Source organism: Serratia sp. CY52157 (assembly GCF_052168495.1).
GTDB lineage: Bacteria > Pseudomonadota > Gammaproteobacteria > Enterobacterales > Enterobacteriaceae > Serratia > Serratia ureilytica.
The window spans coordinates 79,977-95,254 of record NZ_JBJNMO010000007.1 but is presented as its reverse complement, the minus strand read 5'-3'; the positions used below and the strand labels follow the sequence as shown (position 1 = coordinate 95,254).

Genomic DNA, 15,278 nt, shown 5'->3' with positions numbered 1-15,278 from the left:
CTCTGGCGGGCAACAAATTCTAAATACTGAACGCCGCGTTCGATTAAATCGAATGCTTAAGCCCAGCGGCGTGTTTGCTGCCGTTCTCGCGCGCGATGGTGAGGAACGGCGTCACCAGCTCCGGCCGCGCGCTGCCGCGCCGCCATGCCAGCCCGATATCCAGCGGCTCCAGCAGATCGTCCAGCTTGCGCGCCTCGATCATATTGCCCTCCAGCGACCAGGCGCGGTACGCCATGTCCGGCTGGATGGAGACCCCCATCCCCGCCGCCACCAGGCTGCGCACCGCCTCGGTCGAGGCGGTCTTCATCGCGATCTCCGGCTTCAGCCCGGCGCGCGCCCAGATGCGCCGCGCGTGCACGTCCATTTCATCAGCGTTGAGCTGGATCAGCGGCTGTTTGGCCACGTCCGCCAGGCTGATGCTCTCGTGCTCCAGCAGCGGGTGCAGCGGCGGTAGCCACAGGCGATACGGCGAGTGCATCAGCACCTCGGTCTGCAGCGCGTCGCGGTCCTCGATGTTCGACAAGATCAGCACGCCGATGTCGATCTCGCCGCTGACCAGCAGATGCTCGATGTACGGGCGTTCGTCTTCAACCACCTGCACGGTGACGTTGGGATAGGCCGATTTAAAGCGCGTGAGCAGTTCCACCAGGAAGTAGCCGGCCACCAGGCTGGTGACGCCGATGGTCAGCTTGCCGGTCAGGCTTTCAGTGCCGATCTGCAGGCTGCGCTTGGCATTGTCCACCGTCGCCAGGATCAGATACGACTGGCGCAAAAACTGGTGCCCCTGATGGGTCAGCGTCATGCCCTTGGCGTGGCGATCGAACAGCCGCACGCCGATCTCGGTTTCCAGCTGCTGGATAGCGAGCGTCAGCGAAGACTGGGAGACAAACACCGCCTGGGCGCCGGCGGAGATCGACCCGGTTTCCGCCACCGCGATAAAGTGGCGGATTTGGCGTAACGTCATCATCCCCATCGCCTTTCAAGCCGCTGCGTTGTTGTCTGCGTTCGCTTACCCCAGTCACTTACTTGAGTAAGCTCCTGGGGATGCACGCCCTTGCCGCCTAGCCGCAACTTGAAATTCATTGGGGATCACCTTAATCAAAATAGTTACGTTGATTGTAGATCTCGCGAGAGAAGCGATCGGGAAAAGTATCAAAAACGCGATAGCGTTCGCTTTTTTAGAATGCTGACAGGCAAAAATGGGGGGAACAATGAGGCGAAGAAGTGCGATGTGCGGGGGACAGAAATGACAAGGGCGCAGCAAGCTGCGCCCTGATGACCGATGATCCTGCGGAGGATCAGATCGCTTCTTCGTCCTGCTCGCCGGTACGGATGCGCACCACGCGCGCCACGTCGAAGACGAAGATCTTGCCGTCGCCGATCTTGCCGGTCTGCGCCGTCTGCATGATGGTTTCTACGCAGGTGTCGACGATGTCGTCGGCAACCACGATCTCTATCTTCACCTTCGGCAGAAAGTCGACCATGTACTCGGCGCCGCGGTACAGCTCGGTGTGGCCCTTCTGGCGGCCGAAGCCTTTCACTTCGGTGACCGTCATGCCGGTGATGCCCACTTCGGCCAGCGCTTCGCGGACGTCATCCAGTTTGAACGGCTTGATAATCGCGTCGATCTTTTTCATCTTCTTTCCTTTTACCAATTTTTGCGGCCAAAACCGGATGTGATGGGATAACGGCGGTCTTTGCCGAAGTTACGGGCGGTGATGCGCGGCCCGACGGCGGCCTGACGCCGCTTGTATTCGTTGATGTCCACCAGGCGGATCACCTTGCGCACGATCGCTTCGTCGAAGCCTTCGGCCACCAGATCGGCGACCGACTTGTCGCGCTCAACGTAGCCTTCCAGGATCGCATCCAGGATATCGTACGGCGGCAGGCTGTCCTGATCGACCTGATCCGGCGCCAGCTCGGCGGACGGCGGACGATCGATCACCCGCTGCGGGATCACGTAGGAGACGGTGTTGCGGTATTCGGACAGCTTGAACACCAGCGTTTTCGGCACGTCCTTCAGCACGTCGAAACCGCCGGCCATATCGCCGTACAGCGTGGCGTAACCCACCGCCATTTCGCTCTTGTTGCCGGTGGTCAGCACGATGCTGCGGCGTTTGTTGGACAGCGCCATCAGCACCACCCCGCGGCAACGCGCCTGCAGGTTCTCTTCGGTGGTGTCGCGCTCGGTGCCGGCGAACATCGGCGACAGCTGGCCCATAAAGGCATCGAACATCGGCTCGATGGAGACGATATCGAACTCCACGCCGAGGATTTCCGCCTCTTCCTTGGCGTCGGCGATGCTGATATCTGCGGTATAGCGGAACGGCATCATCAGCGCCTGCACCTTGTCTTTACCTAACGCATCCACGGCGATCGCCAGCGTCAGCGCCGAGTCGATGCCGCCGGACAGCCCCAGCACCGCGCCTTTGAAACCGTTCTTGGTCACGTAGTCGCGCACCGCCAACACCAGCGCCTGATACACCTGCGCCAGCTGCGGCAGTTCGGCGGCCGGATCGGCCATCGGCACCACGTCCAGCTCGTTGAATTCCAGGCGAGTGACCTGCTCGTCGAAGGCCGCCAGACGGTGGGTCATGCTGCCGGCGGCGTCGAAGACCTTGGAGCAGCCGTCGAAGATCAGCTCATCCTGGCCGCCGACCTGGTTGAGGTACACCAGCGGCAGCTGGGTGCGCTGGCAGTGGCCGGCCATCAGCGTTTTGCGGATATACGGTTTTTCGCGGTTATACGGCGAGGCGTTGATCGACAGGATAATCTCCGCGCCGGCGGCCTTGGCGGCGTCGATCGGCTCCGGGAACCACAGATCTTCGCAAATCAGCAGCCCCAGACGGTAGCCTTTCAGTTCCACCACGCAGGTGTCGTTGCCGGCGTGGAAATAGCGCTTCTCATCGAACACGCCGTAGTTCGGCAACTGCTGCTTGAAGTAGCGGGTCAGCAGGCGGCCTTCGGCAAACAGCGACAGCGCGTTGTACAGCTTGTCGCCTTCGCGCCACGGGTGGCCGACCAGGATCGCCGTCTCGGCGGAAGCCTGCTGCAGGCGCAGCAGCTGCGCATCACAGCGCTGATAGAAATCATTGCGGTACAGCAGGTCTTCCGGCGGGTAGCCGGACAGCGCCAGTTCGGTGAACATGACCAGATCGGCTCCCGCCTTCTGCTGCTCCTGCACGATTTGCAACATGCGTTCGGTGTTGCCTTCAATGTCGCCGACCAGCAGGTTCAGCTGGGCCAGGGCGATAGAAAGTGATCTGCTCATTTGTGTACGATCCCGCTTAATACGTTCCATGGTGCTCTACGCCGGGGCGCGCCGCGGCAAAGAGAACGGAGTGTAAATCATTCCGCCGGATTTGTTGAGAACCTGCGTGGCAGGCGCCGGCGGGAATCTGTCATTCTTTGAAATCGTTGGCGTCCAGCTCGTGGCGCGACAGCAATTTGTAAAACTCGGTGCGGTTGCGGCCCGCCATGCGCGCGGCCTGGGTCACGTTGCCCTTGGTGATCTGCAGCAGTTTGCGCAGATAGTGCAACTCAAACTGGTTGCGCGCTTCGGCGAAAGTCGGCAGCGCGGTGTTTTCCCCTTCCAGCGCCTGTTCCACTAGCGCCTCGCTGATCACCGGCGCCGAGGTCAGCGCCACGCACTGTTCGATGACGTTGACCAACTGACGCACGTTGCCCGGCCAGCTGGCGGTCATCAGCCGCTTCATGGCGTCGGTCGAGAAGCTGCGCACGAACGGCTTGTGCCGCTGAGCCGCTTCGCGCAACAGGTGATTGGCCAGCAGCGGAATGTCTTCGGCGCGCTCGTTGAGCGCCGGGATCTTCAGGTTTACCACGTTGAGGCGATAGTAGAGATCTTCGCGGAACTCGTTCTTCGCCATCGCCTTTTGCAGATCGCGGTGGGTGGCGGAGATGATGCGCACGTCGATGTCCAGATCGCGGTTGCTGCCCAGCGGCCGCACCTTGCGCTCCTGCAGCACGCGCAGCAGTTTCACCTGCAGCGACAGCGGCATGTCGCCTATCTCGTCGAGGAACAGCGTGCCGCCCGCCGCCGCCTGGAACAGCCCTTCGCGGCTGCTGACCGCGCCGGTGAAGGCGCCCTTGGCGTGGCCGAACAGTTCGGACTCCAGCAGTTGCTCCGGCAGCGCCCCGCAGTTGATGGCGATGAACGCCTTGCCGGCGCGCGGGCTGGCGGCGTGGATCGCCTGCGCCAACACCTCTTTGCCGGTGCCGCTCTGGCCGTTGATCAACACGCTGACGTCGGACTGGGCCACCATTTTCACCTGCTCCAGCAGCCGCAGCATCAACGGGCTGCGGGTGACGATGTCTTCGCGCCAGGCGTCGTCCCCCGCAGGAGAGGCCGACAGCGACAGCGCCTCGTCGATGGCCTTATAGAGCGCATCGCGATCCACCGGTTTGGTGAGGAAGCTGAACACCCCCTGCTGGGTGGCGGCCACCGCATCGGGAATCGAACCGTGCGCGGTAAGAATGATCACCGGCATGCCCGGCTGATGCTTTTGGATTTCGGCGAACAGCGCCATGCCGTCCATCTCATCCATGCGCAGATCGCTGATCACCAGATCGATCTGTTCGCGCGCCAACAGGCGCAGCGCCTCCTGGCCGCTTTCGGCGGTGGTGACGTGAAAACCTTCGCTGGTCAGGCGCATGCCCAGCAGCTTCAGCAGGCTGGGATCGTCGTCAACCAATAACAGGTTGGCCGGTTTGCGTGCGGTCATTGCGCGTGGGACTCCTTATTGGCGGGGTGCGGCGTATAGGTGTCTTCCGGTTCAACCGGCAACGCGGTGCCTTTTTCCGGTTCGTCCTGCGTTTCAGCGCCTTTGGCGGCCGCGCCGCTTTTACCGGCGGCTTCGCCCTTCTGCTGGCCCGCGCCGTTTTCCGGGATTTCCCCTTGCAGCTGCTTGCGCGATGAGAGCTGGCGCTCGATATCGGTCAGGTTTTCCAGCTTGCGCGAGGTGTCCTGCAGCTGCGATTGCAGGCGCGCCTGGCTCTGGCGCAGCGAATCGATCTGGCTGTCGCTGCTCTCCTGCAGATGCTGATAGCGCGCTTTCTCATCGAACAACGTGATCTGCAGCATCTGCTGCTGGCGCCACAGCTGCGTCAACGGACGTAGCGAACCGGGGAACTCCATCCGGTAACTGTTGATCCTGTCGAGCATCTGGCGGCGTTCACCGGAGGTCGGCTGTGCGCTCCCCAGCAGGATGCTCTGTTTGAAAACGCCGGACCAGCTGTCACCCGGCACCGTTTTCGCCAGCGCACGCGCCTGGGTCGAGCCGATGCGATCGGCGCAGTCCATCGCGCGCAGCCAGTAGAGCGCGTTATCCAGCGCGTCCTTGTCGTCCAATTGCCACAGGGTATCGCAAGCCGCGGTGCGGTAATCGATCACCTTGGTATCCGGGATCGCCTCTTGCTGCTGAGCGCTCAATCCGCCGCTGACGGCGCGATCGACGCAGCCCGCCAGCAACAGCGGCATAAAGAAAACGGCGCCCAGCCAGGTGATCGGGCGTTTGCCGAGCGGCGCTCTGTGCGTGGCACGCGGTGAACGTTCGGTCTGTGAAAGACGAAGGCGTTTAGACCATGTGTACATTATTTATTCATTCTCGGCGGTTAACGGCAGTTCAATGCGGAAGCAGACGTCTGCACCGGCGACCGTCGCCAGTTGCAGCTCACCGCGCATGCGACGGATACAGTCCTGAGCGATGCTCAACCCCAGTCCGCTTCCTTTTACCGCCCCTTTTCGCTGGTGACTACCCTGGAAAAAAGGCTCGAAAATCATGGCTCTTTCAGCCTCGGGGATCGGCGTGCCGGTATTGGCGACGTCGATTTGCACCCGTTGTCCAACCTGACGGCTGCGGATCCAAATGTTACCGGATTCCTTGCCGTAGTGCACCGCATTGGAGTAGAGATTATCCAGCACGCGCATTAATAGCGTAGGCTCTGCCCAGCAGATTTCCGCTTCCAGCGCGATTTCGGTGGAAATCATCTTCGCCCGCGCCGGCAAACTGTGCGCGGCGACCACCAAATCGACCATCTCGCGCAGCTCGACGTTCTCGTGCTCCGCCGGGCCATCGGCCAGTTTGCGGTTGTAATCCAGCAGTTGTTCAATCAGCTGCTGCAGGTGGCGGCTGCTGTTGTCGAGGATCGTCACCACCTCTTTCTGGTCGGAAGTCAGCGGCCCCGCCACCTCGTCGGCCAGCAGTTCGGTGCCTTCGCGCATGCTGGCCAGCGGCGTTTTCAATTCGTGCGAGATATGGCGCAGGAACTCGTGGCGCTGCGACTCCAGCCACGCCAGCCGTTCGCTCAGCCAGATGATGCGCTGCGCCAGCGAACGCAGCTCGCGCGGCCCTTTAAACGATGCGGTGCTGCCCAACGCGCGCCCTTCCCCCAGGCGGTTGATCATCCGCTCCACGGCCTTGACCGGCCCGATGATCATGCGGGTGAACAGCACCACCAGCAGCACGCTGACCAGGAACAGCAGCAGCGCCTGCCAGCCGAAGAACTGGCCGCGCTCTGCGATGGCCTGCTGCAGCTGCTGGCCGCGCGAGAACACCACCGCGCGCGTGGCCTGCACCATTTCGGCATTGGAGCGCGAGAACGATTCGAGCAAGGCCGAAGCCTCTTGGTCCGGCCCGCTGTTATGGCACTTGATCGCCGCCAGCTGGGTCAGCAACTGACGCAACGTTTGGTAGTAGCGCTCGTCCGGCAAGATCGGCGCGTGGGCGTCCAGCATCTGCGAATACTGCTTGCGCTGATTTTGGTACAGCTTCTGCAGCGTGGGCTCAACCAGCACGCAGTACTGACGATAGCTGCGCTCCATCTCCAGCGCCACGCTGGTCATCGCCTCGCTGCGCCGCGCGTCCACCAGCGTGGTGCGGTTGATGTCCGCCGCCTGCGCGCTCAGGTGATCCAGACTCTGGTAGGCCTGATAGGCCAGCACCAACAGCGGCAGCAGCACCAACAGGAACGCCAGCAGCACCAATTGCCGCAGCGAACGTGGGAATAAACGCCATTTTTTCAACGAAATCATCTCATTCTCTCAGGCCTGTCACGATGCTAACTGACTCGCCGGAAAGAGAAAAGCCCGGCAAGGGAGAATCCTGAACGCACAAGGAAAAAGCCGCGGGATCGGTGAACCGCGCCGATAAGGTTGGCCTGCCGATAGTATACGGCCCCGGTAACAAAAACCGGTACGAAAGCGAGAGTGTGGGAATAGCGTCTGCGTTCGAGGGCATAGGCAACGAAACAGGGGTAAGCGCAGCGTTGAGAATTGACGCCGGGGCAATAAGCTTGCCCCGCCGCAAGGAAAGTGTGGATGCCCTTGAACCTCGTCCCCAGGGTGATGTAGCGCAGCGGCTGGCATCGAACAGGACGAATAGCATCCGTAAGTATCCAGGATTGATGAACCCTTCATCACAGTTGGATACAGGCGGTGCCTCACTCCACGTGTCGCCCGATGCTTGATAAAGCCGCTTGCGCGGTCTGTTATCGGTTTGGTTGGACGATAGGCACCATTTCTTTGGCATCATTCGGAGGCTTATGAGGCGATTTGCCGTTTATAATTACGGCGCCGTCATAAAAAGGTGAATGAGCAACCGCAGAGAATAATGCACGTTACGTGCCAACTTTGCAATTAAATTAATAACAAATTGATTTCACTAAAAAATAAATAAAATTCTGCCGTTTGATTCGCCGATTCCGCGCCGAGCAGTGATGAAATAAACGCCGCTCTGTCGCCAAACGCCGACAACTAAAGTCAAACCTGTTTACCGATAATAAAATCAATGGCTTAAATGTCTCCATTTAGCGACAAGCAAACCAGCGCTTGTCGCAAAATGCAGACACTGCCGCCAATCGCCGAATGCCGGCCATAAAAAAGGGCGCAATTGCTTGCGCCCTCTGTACGGTGGTGGCCGTTTTTAGCCCAGTTGCTTACGGGCGTTGCGGAACATGCGCATCCACGGGCTATCCTCGCCCCACTCTTCCGGGTGCCAGGAGTTGCTGACGGTGCGGAACACGCGTTCCGGATGCGGCATCATCACCGTTGCGCGCCCGTTGGCGCTGGTCACGGCGGTGATGCCATTCGGCGAACCGTTCGGGTTAGCCGGGTAAGCTTCCGTGACCTGACCGGCGTTGTTGACGAAACGCAGCGCCACCAGGCCGTGGCTTTCCAACGCCGCCAGATGCGCCGCATCGCGCACTTCGACATGCCCTTCGCCATGGGAAACGGCGATCGGCATGCGCGAGCCGGTCATGCCCTGCATGAACAGCGACGGGCTGGCTGCGACTTCCACCAGGCTGAAGCGCGCCTCGAAGCGATCCGACAGGTTGCGCACGAAACGCGGCCAGTGTTCGGCGCCCGGGATCAGCTCACGCAGGTTGGACATCATCTGGCAGCCGTTGCACACGCCCAGCGCCAGCGTCTGCGGACGGTGGAAGAACGCCTCGAACTCGTCGCGCACCCGCTCGTTGAACAGGATAGATTTCGCCCAGCCTTCGCCGGCGCCCAGAACGTCGCCGTAAGAGAAGCCGCCGCAGGCCACCAGCGTGTGGAAGTCCTGCAGATCGCGGCGCCCGGCCAGCAGATCGCTCATGTGCACATCCACGGCGTCAAAGCCGGCTCGATGGAACGCCGCCGCCATTTCAACGTGGGAGTTCACCCCCTGCTCGCGCAGCACCGCCACTTTCGGGCGAGCGCCCTTGGCGATGTACGGCGCAGCGATGTCTTCCTCGGGTGCGAAGGTCAGCTTCACGTTCAGGCCGGGATCTTGTTCATCCTGCTTGGCCTGATGTTCCTGATCGGCGCACGCCGGGTTGTCGCGCAGACGCTGCATCTGCCAGGTCGTTTCCGCCCACCAGGTGCGCAGGGTATTGCGGCTTTCGCTGTACAACGCTTTGCCGTGCTGATTGATGACGAAACGATCGCCGGCCTGTACGCTGCCGATGTGATGCACGTTGTCGGTCAGACCGTGCTGCGCGAACGCCCGCTTCACGTCGTCAAGACGTTCGGCGCTCACCTGGATCACCGCGCCCAGCTCTTCGTTGAACAGCACCGCCAGCGCATCGTCGCCGAGGCCATCGAGGTTAACCTCTACGCCGCAGTGACCGGCGAAGGCCATCTCCGCCAGCGTCACCAGCAGGCCGCCGTCAGCACGGTCGTGATAAGCCAGCAGCGCGCGATCGGCCACCAGTTGCTGCATGGCGTTGAAGAAGCCCGCCAGCTGCGCGACATCGCGCACATCGGCCGGTTTGTCGCCCAGTTGGCGATAAACCTGCGCCAGCGCGGTAGCGCCCAGTGCGTTATGGCCGTTACCCAGGTCGATCAACAGCAGCGCACTGTCGCCCTTATCGGTGCGCAATTGCGGCGTCACGGTGTGGCGCACGTCTTCCACGCGGGCGAAGGCGGTGATGACCAGCGACAGCGGCGAGGTCATTTCACGCTGTTCATTGCCTTCCTGCCAGCGGGTTTTCATCGACATGGAGTCTTTACCCACCGGAATGGTGATGCCCAGCGCCGGACACAGCTCTTCGCCCACCGCTTTCACCGCTTCGTACAGGCCGGCGTCTTCACCCGGGTGGCCGGCGGCGGCCATCCAGTTGGCGGACAGCTTCACGCGCTTCAGGCTGCCGATTTCCGTGGCGGCCAGGTTGGTCAGCGCTTCCCCGACCGCCAGGCGGCCGGAGGCGGCGAAGTCCAGCAGCGCCACCGGCGCGCGTTCGCCGAGCGACATCGCTTCGCCATAATAGCTGTCCAGACTGGCGGTGGTGACCGCGCAGTCGGCCACCGGGATCTGCCACGGGCCGACCATTTGGTCGCGCGCCACCATGCCGGTGACGGTGCGGTCGCCGATGGTGATCAGGAAGGTTTTCTCCGCGACGGCCGGCAGATGCAGCACGCGCTTCACCGCGTCGGCCAGCGTGATGTTCTCACGCTGTACCGCCTGGCCCTGCGCCTGCAGACGGGTTACGTCACGGGTCATCTTCGGCGTCTTGCCGAGCAGCACGTCCAGCGGCATGTCGATCGGCTGATTGTCGAAGTGACGATCGTTCAACGTCAGATGTTGCTCTTCGGTCGCTTCGCCGATCACCGCGTAAGGCGCGCGCTCGCGTCGGCAGACCTCGTCGAACTGCGCCATCTGCGCCGGGGCGATCGCCATCACGTAACGTTCCTGCGATTCGTTGCACCATACTTCCAGCGGGCTCATGCCCGGCTCGTCGTTGAGAATGTCGCGCAGTTCGAAACGGCCGCCGCGGCCGCCGTCGCTCACCAGCTCCGGCATGGCGTTGGACAGGCCGCCGGCGCCGACGTCATGGATAAACAGGATCGGGTTCTGGTCGCCCAGCTGCCAGCAGCGGTCGATCACTTCCTGACAGCGGCGTTCCATTTCCGGGTTGTCGCGCTGCACCGATGCGAAGTCCAAATCGGCATCGGACTGGCCTGACGCCATCGATGACGCCGCGCCGCCGCCCAGACCGATATTCATCGCCGGGCCGCCCAGCACCACCAGCTTGGCGCCGACGGTGATTTCCCCTTTCTGCACGTGATCGGCGCGGATGTTGCCGATACCGCCCGCCAGCATGATCGGTTTGTGGTAGCCGCGCAGCTCAACGCCGTTATGGCTGTTGACGCGCTCTTCATAGGTGCGGAAGTAGCCCAGCAGCGCCGGGCGACCGAATTCGTTGTTGAACGCCGCGCCGCCCAGCGGGCCTTCGGTCATGATGTCCAGCGCGGTGACGATGCGCTCCGGTTTGCCGAAGTCCTGCTCCCACGGCTGTTCAAAGCCGGGAATGCGCAGGTTGGACACCGAGAAGCCCACCAGGCCGGCCTTCGGCTTGGCGCCGCGGCCGGTGGCGCCTTCGTCGCGGATCTCGCCGCCGGAGCCGGTCGCGGCGCCAGGCCACGGCGAGATCGCCGTCGGGTGGTTGTGAGTTTCCACCTTCATCAGGATATGCGCGTCTTCCTGATGGTAGTCGTACGTGCCGTTCTCCGGCGCGGCGAAGAAGCGGCCGACCTGCGAGCCTTCCATCACCGCGGCGTTGTCTTTATACGCCGACAGCACATAGTCCGGCGTCTGCTCATAGGTGTTCTTGATCATTTTGAACAGCGACTTGGGCTGCTGTTCGCCGTCGATGATCCAGTCGGCGTTGAAAATCTTGTGGCGGCAGTGCTCAGAGTTGGCCTGCGCAAACATATAGAGTTCGATATCCGTCGGGTTGCGCCCCAAACCGGTAAAGGCATTCAGCAGGTAATCGATCTCGTCCTGCGCCAGCGCCAGGCCGAGCCGGACGTTGGCCTGCTCCAGCGCGGCGCGCCCTGCGCCCAGCACGTCGACCGACTGATACGGCGCCGGCTGATGGTGCGCGAACAGCTGTTCAGCCTGTTGCAGCTCGCTGAAGACGGTTTCCATCATGCGATCGTGCAGCAGCGCGGCGAGCTGGTGCCACTGGGCTTCCGTCAGCTCAGGCGCCTTGACGTAGAACGCCAGACCGCGCTCCAGCCGCAGCACCTGTTGCAAACCGCAGTTGTGGGCGATGTCGGTGGCTTTGGAAGACCAGGGAGAAATGGTGCCCGGGCGCGGCGTGACCAGCAGCAGCCGGCCTTCGGGGGCGTGTTCGGCGAGAGAAGGACCGTACTTGAGCAAGCGCTGAAGTTTGGCGTGTTCTTCGGCACTTAGCGGTGCGCTAACATCGGCAAAGTGGACGTACTCGGCGTAGATATCACTGACGGGCAGGTGGGCGTCCTGGCAGCGGGACAGCAGTTTGGTAATGCGAAAAGCCGATAAAGCGGGCGAACCACGCAGAATTTCCATAATCAAAGTTCTCTCGTCTTCGAAGCGACGGATAAGACGCTTCATTGGGCGCAACAGGGGAAAACGCGCGTCATTATAGAGAATCCTCGCCGCCGACGAAACCGTTTGCGTAGGGATTATTGATAAAAGCGCGCCGCACCGTCGAATTGTCATAACGTGTCAATAAAGTTGCACACTGGCGTTTTGTTGCGCAAAATGCCCCCCGCACTGGTGATTTAACCATGAGAAAAGTCGCGGTTGTCGTCGCCGGCGTACCTGTGCCACCACTGGATAACTATTTGAAACGTCTTAAAATAAACTACATCCTCATCGGCGTTGTCACCCTGCTTCTGGCTCTCGCGCTGTGGCCCAATATCACCTGGCGCAGCGGCCAGGGCGGGCAACTCCAGGAGATCATTTCCCGCGGCGAGTTGCGTATCAGCACGCTGAACTCACCGCTGACCTATTTCAACACCAAGCAAGGGCCGGGTGGGCTCGACTACGAACTGGCCAAGCGCTTCGCCAACTACCTCGGGGTAAAACTGGTGGTGATCCCCCATCAGAACATCAATGACCTGTTCGACGATCTGGACGACGACGACGCCGACCTGCTGGCGGCGGGCCTTATCTACAACCAGGAGCGCCTCAGCCGCGCGCGCACCGGCCCCGCCTACTACTCCGTTTCCCAACAGCTGGTGTACCGGCTGGGCACCCCGCGGCCAAAAGGCTTCGCCGACATCAAAGGCAAGCTGGCGGTCGCCTCCGGTTCCGCGCACGTCAGCACGCTAAAGCAGCTCAAACAGGATAAATACCCGGATCTCGCCTGGGAGTCCTCCAGCGATCTCACCTCCAAAGAGCTGCTGGAGCGGGTTGCCGACGGCAAGCTGGACTATACCCTCGGCGATTCGGTGACCATCGCGTTGCTGCAGCGCATCCATCCGCAGCTGGCGGTGGCGTTCGACGTCACCGACGAAGAGCCGGTCACCTGGTACCTCAAACGCGACGGCGACGACAGCCTGTACGCGGCGATGCTGGATTTCTACAGTCAAATGGTGGACGACGGCACCCTGGCGCGGCTGGAAGAGAAATACCTCGGCCACGTCGGCAGCTTCGACTACGTGGATACCAAAACCTTCCTGTCGGCCATCGACTCGGTGCTGCCCAACTTCCGCCCGCTGTTCGAGAAACACGCCAACGAGATCGACTGGAAGCTGCTGGCGGCCATCGCCTATCAGGAATCGCACTGGAATCCGCAGGCCACCTCCCCCACCGGCGTGCGCGGCCTGATGATGCTGACCCGCGCCACCGCCGACGGCCTGGGGGTCAACGATCGCCTCGATCCGGAAGAGAGCATTCAGGGTGGCGCCCTGTACCTGCAGCGGCTGATGGCCAAGGTGCCGGACAGCGTGCCGGAAGATGAGCGCATCTGGTTCTCGCTGGCGGCCTACAACATGGGCTGGGGGCATATGCTGGACGCGCGTAAGCTGACCAAAACGCAAAAAGGCAATCCGGACAGCTGGGTCGACGTCAAACAGCGCCTGCCGATGCTTAGCCAAAAGCGCTACTACCCGCAGCTGACCTATGGCTATGCGCGCGGGCGTGAAGCCTACAACTATGTAGAAAACATCCGCCGCTACCAGGTCAGCCTGGTGGGTTATCTGCAGGAAAAAGAGAGAAAGGCGGCGCAAGCGGCCGCCGAGCAGGAAGCGTTGGGAAAAGGCTATCCGACGGTGATGCCGGAACTGGCGCTCAACTACTGATTATTCCGGCTTATCCGCCGCCCGCTGCGCCAGCTTGAGCGCTTTTTTCTGTTCGCGGCGCAGGCGGAAGAAATTGCTCAGGGTGGCGGCGCATTCGTCCGCCAGCACGCCCGAGACGATCTCCACCTGATGATTCATGCCCGGATGGCGCAAAATATCCACCAGCGAACCGGCCGCGCCGGTTTTCTCGTCGGCGGCGCCGTACACCAACCGGCGGATGCGGCTGTGCACCATCGCGCCGGCGCACATCACGCAGGGTTCCAACGTGACGTACAGCGTGGCGTTCAACAAGCGGTAGTTTTGCAGCACCGCGCCGCCCTGGCGCAGCGCCATGATCTCGGCGTGCGCGGTAGGATCGTGCCGGCCGATCGGCCGGTTCCAGCCCTCGCCGATGACCTGATTGTCCAGCACCAGCAGCGCACCCACCGGCACCTCGCCCTCTTCCTGCGCGCGCAGGGCCAGCTGCAATGCCTGACGCATCCAGTACTCATCGTTATATTCAGTCATCGCATAATTCCTCGTGCGCTTTTGCGGCGGGCATTATACACACTAGCCTCCCTTTGTCGTAGCCGCCCGCCAATGGCTATACTGGCCACATCAGCGTGTGATTCAGGGACAAGAAACATGAAACTCAGTAAAAAGAACGCCGTCGTGGTGCGCAAGGCGCTGGACGGCTGGGTTGGGGAAGGCGCCTTGAGCCCCGAGCAACAACAGCAACTGCTGCTGCATGTGGACGTGCAGCCTTTCGACTGGCGACGGCTGGCGCGCTATGCGTTTCTCGCCGCGCTGGCCTCGTTGCTGATCGCCGTCACCAGCCTGTTCGCCGACAGCGCACTGCTTGAATGGCTGAGCGAACTGTTCCGCTTCGACGCGCCGGTGCGCATGGCGATCGCCGGCGTACTGGCGGCGCTGGCCTACGTCTGGGCGCTGCGTCGTCGTCAACGCCACCCAGAAAAACGCTACGGCAATGAGGCGGCGCTGTTTGTCGCCGTGTTGCTCACCGCCTGCGCCTTATGGCAACTGGGCGTCTGGCTGGATAACGGCAGCGGGCGGGTTTCCGTGCTGCTGCTGGTCGCCGCGCTGCTGTACGGCGCCATCGGCTGGTTCAGCCGCTCCGGGCTGGTATGGTGGTTCGCCCTGCTGTCTCTCGGCAATGCCTTCGGCGCCGAGACCGGCTACCTGTCCGGCTGGGGCGCCTACTGGCTCGGCATGAGCTACCCGATTCGCTTTATCGCCTTCGGCGCGGTGCTGATCGCCGCCGCATTGCTGCTGCGGCCGCTATTGGCGCAGCGCGGCCTGCAGCGGGTGTCGCTGGCGATGGGCCTGCTGTACCTGTTCATCGCGCTGTGGCTGCTGTCCATCTTCGGCAACTACGGCGATCTCGACAGCTGGTACCGCGCGCGCCAGATTGAGCTGTTCCACTGGAGCCTGCTGTTCGGGCTGGCCGCCTTCGCCGCCATCTGGCTGGGGTTGAAGCATGACGACGCCATGCTGCGCGGTTTCGGGCTGACCTTCCTCGGCATCAACCTCTATACCCGCCTGTTCGAGTTTTTCTGGGACAGCATGCCGAAGACGATTTTCTTCGCGCTGCTCGGCCTGAGCCTGTGGGCGTTGGGGCATTATGCGGAGAAGATTTGGCAGCTCGGACGCAAACCGCACGACGTAACCGACGACTGATCGCGGCAGCGATAACAGCAAAGGGCGGAAT

Annotated in this window: 10 protein-coding genes; 2 read left to right on the top strand and 8 right to left on the bottom strand. The window is 62.0% G+C overall.

Features of this window, described 5'->3' with window-relative positions; translation table 11 throughout:
• Positions 1 to 43: 43 nt before the first annotated feature.
• From ACJ8IP_RS20435 to purL, 7 genes are all read right to left on the bottom strand, one after another.
• Positions 44 to 967 (bottom strand): LysR substrate-binding domain-containing protein, encoded by a 924-nt coding sequence (locus ACJ8IP_RS20435; RefSeq protein ID WP_015378793.1) that lies wholly within the window; start codon positions 965 to 967, stop codon positions 44 to 46.
• Between the two features lie 331 nt (positions 968 to 1,298).
• Positions 1,299 to 1,637: a nitrogen regulatory protein P-II gene (glnB, locus tag ACJ8IP_RS20430; RefSeq protein ID WP_004847623.1), complete on the bottom strand. Its 339-nt coding sequence runs from the start codon at positions 1,635 to 1,637 to the stop codon at positions 1,299 to 1,301.
• Between the two features lie 11 nt (positions 1,638 to 1,648).
• The gene (locus ACJ8IP_RS20425) at positions 1,649 to 3,271 is read right to left on the bottom strand and encodes an NAD+ synthase (protein ID WP_072627122.1); all 1,623 of its coding nucleotides are present in this window, start codon (positions 3,269 to 3,271) and stop codon (positions 1,649 to 1,651) included.
• A gap of 130 nt (positions 3,272 to 3,401) precedes the next feature.
• Positions 3,402 to 4,742, bottom strand: coding sequence for a two-component system response regulator GlrR (gene glrR / locus ACJ8IP_RS20420; protein WP_033644111.1), 1,341 nt, complete (start codon positions 4,740 to 4,742; stop codon positions 3,402 to 3,404).
• On the bottom strand, positions 4,739 to 5,611 hold the full coding sequence (gene qseG / locus ACJ8IP_RS20415) for a two-component system QseEF-associated lipoprotein QseG (protein ID WP_089192171.1): 873 nt from the start codon (positions 5,609 to 5,611) through the stop codon (positions 4,739 to 4,741). Before qseG ends, glrR begins: the two co-directional genes overlap by 4 nt.
• A 3-nt stretch (positions 5,612 to 5,614) precedes the next feature.
• Positions 5,615 to 7,051, bottom strand: coding sequence for a sensor histidine kinase (locus tag ACJ8IP_RS20410; RefSeq protein ID WP_033644112.1), 1,437 nt, complete (start codon positions 7,049 to 7,051; stop codon positions 5,615 to 5,617).
• A gap of 889 nt (positions 7,052 to 7,940) precedes the next feature.
• Positions 7,941 to 11,834 carry a phosphoribosylformylglycinamidine synthase gene (gene purL, locus ACJ8IP_RS20405; protein WP_442524515.1) on the bottom strand — a complete coding sequence of 1,298 codons (3,894 nt, stop codon included), beginning with the start codon at positions 11,832 to 11,834 and terminating at the stop codon, positions 7,941 to 7,943.
• A 275-nt stretch (positions 11,835 to 12,109) separates the two neighbouring features.
• Here purL and mltF point away from each other — a divergent pair, with 275 nt between their 5' ends.
• On the top strand, positions 12,110 to 13,570 hold the full coding sequence (mltF, locus tag ACJ8IP_RS20400; protein WP_033644113.1) for a membrane-bound lytic murein transglycosylase MltF: 1,461 nt from the start codon (positions 12,110 to 12,112) through the stop codon (positions 13,568 to 13,570).
• On the opposite strand, the gene tadA is transcribed toward mltF, so the two are convergent.
• Positions 13,571 to 14,077 carry a tRNA adenosine(34) deaminase TadA gene (gene tadA, locus ACJ8IP_RS20395; RefSeq protein WP_033644114.1) on the bottom strand — a complete coding sequence of 169 codons (507 nt, stop codon included), beginning with the start codon at positions 14,075 to 14,077 and terminating at the stop codon, positions 13,571 to 13,573.
• A gap of 117 nt (positions 14,078 to 14,194) precedes the next feature.
• On the opposite strand from tadA, the gene ACJ8IP_RS20390 reads away from it, so the two are divergent.
• Complete coding sequence (locus ACJ8IP_RS20390) at positions 14,195 to 15,247, top strand: DUF2157 domain-containing protein (protein ID WP_099782384.1); 1,053 nt, start codon at positions 14,195 to 14,197, stop codon at positions 15,245 to 15,247.
• The last annotated feature ends 31 nt before the right edge of the window (positions 15,248 to 15,278 follow it).

Excerpts from the sequence above, each read along its gene's own strand:
- qseG (WP_089192171.1), bottom strand. The coding sequence starts at position 5,611 with ATGTACACATGGTCTAAACGCCTTCGTCTTTCACAGACCGAACGTTCA.
- ACJ8IP_RS20435 (WP_015378793.1), bottom strand. The coding sequence starts at position 967 with ATGATGACGTTACGCCAAATCCGCCACTTTATCGCGGTGGCGGAAACC.
- ACJ8IP_RS20425 (WP_072627122.1), bottom strand. The coding sequence starts at position 3,271 with ATGAGCAGATCACTTTCTATCGCCCTGGCCCAGCTGAACCTGCTGGTC.
- glrR (WP_033644111.1), bottom strand. The coding sequence starts at position 4,742 with ATGACCGCACGCAAACCGGCCAACCTGTTATTGGTTGACGACGATCCC.
- ACJ8IP_RS20390 (WP_099782384.1), top strand. The coding sequence starts at position 14,195 with ATGAAACTCAGTAAAAAGAACGCCGTCGTGGTGCGCAAGGCGCTGGAC.
- tadA (WP_033644114.1), bottom strand. The coding sequence starts at position 14,077 with ATGACTGAATATAACGATGAGTACTGGATGCGTCAGGCATTGCAGCTG.
- glnB (WP_004847623.1), bottom strand. The coding sequence starts at position 1,637 with ATGAAAAAGATCGACGCGATTATCAAGCCGTTCAAACTGGATGACGTC.
- ACJ8IP_RS20410 (WP_033644112.1), bottom strand. The coding sequence starts at position 7,051 with ATGATTTCGTTGAAAAAATGGCGTTTATTCCCACGTTCGCTGCGGCAA.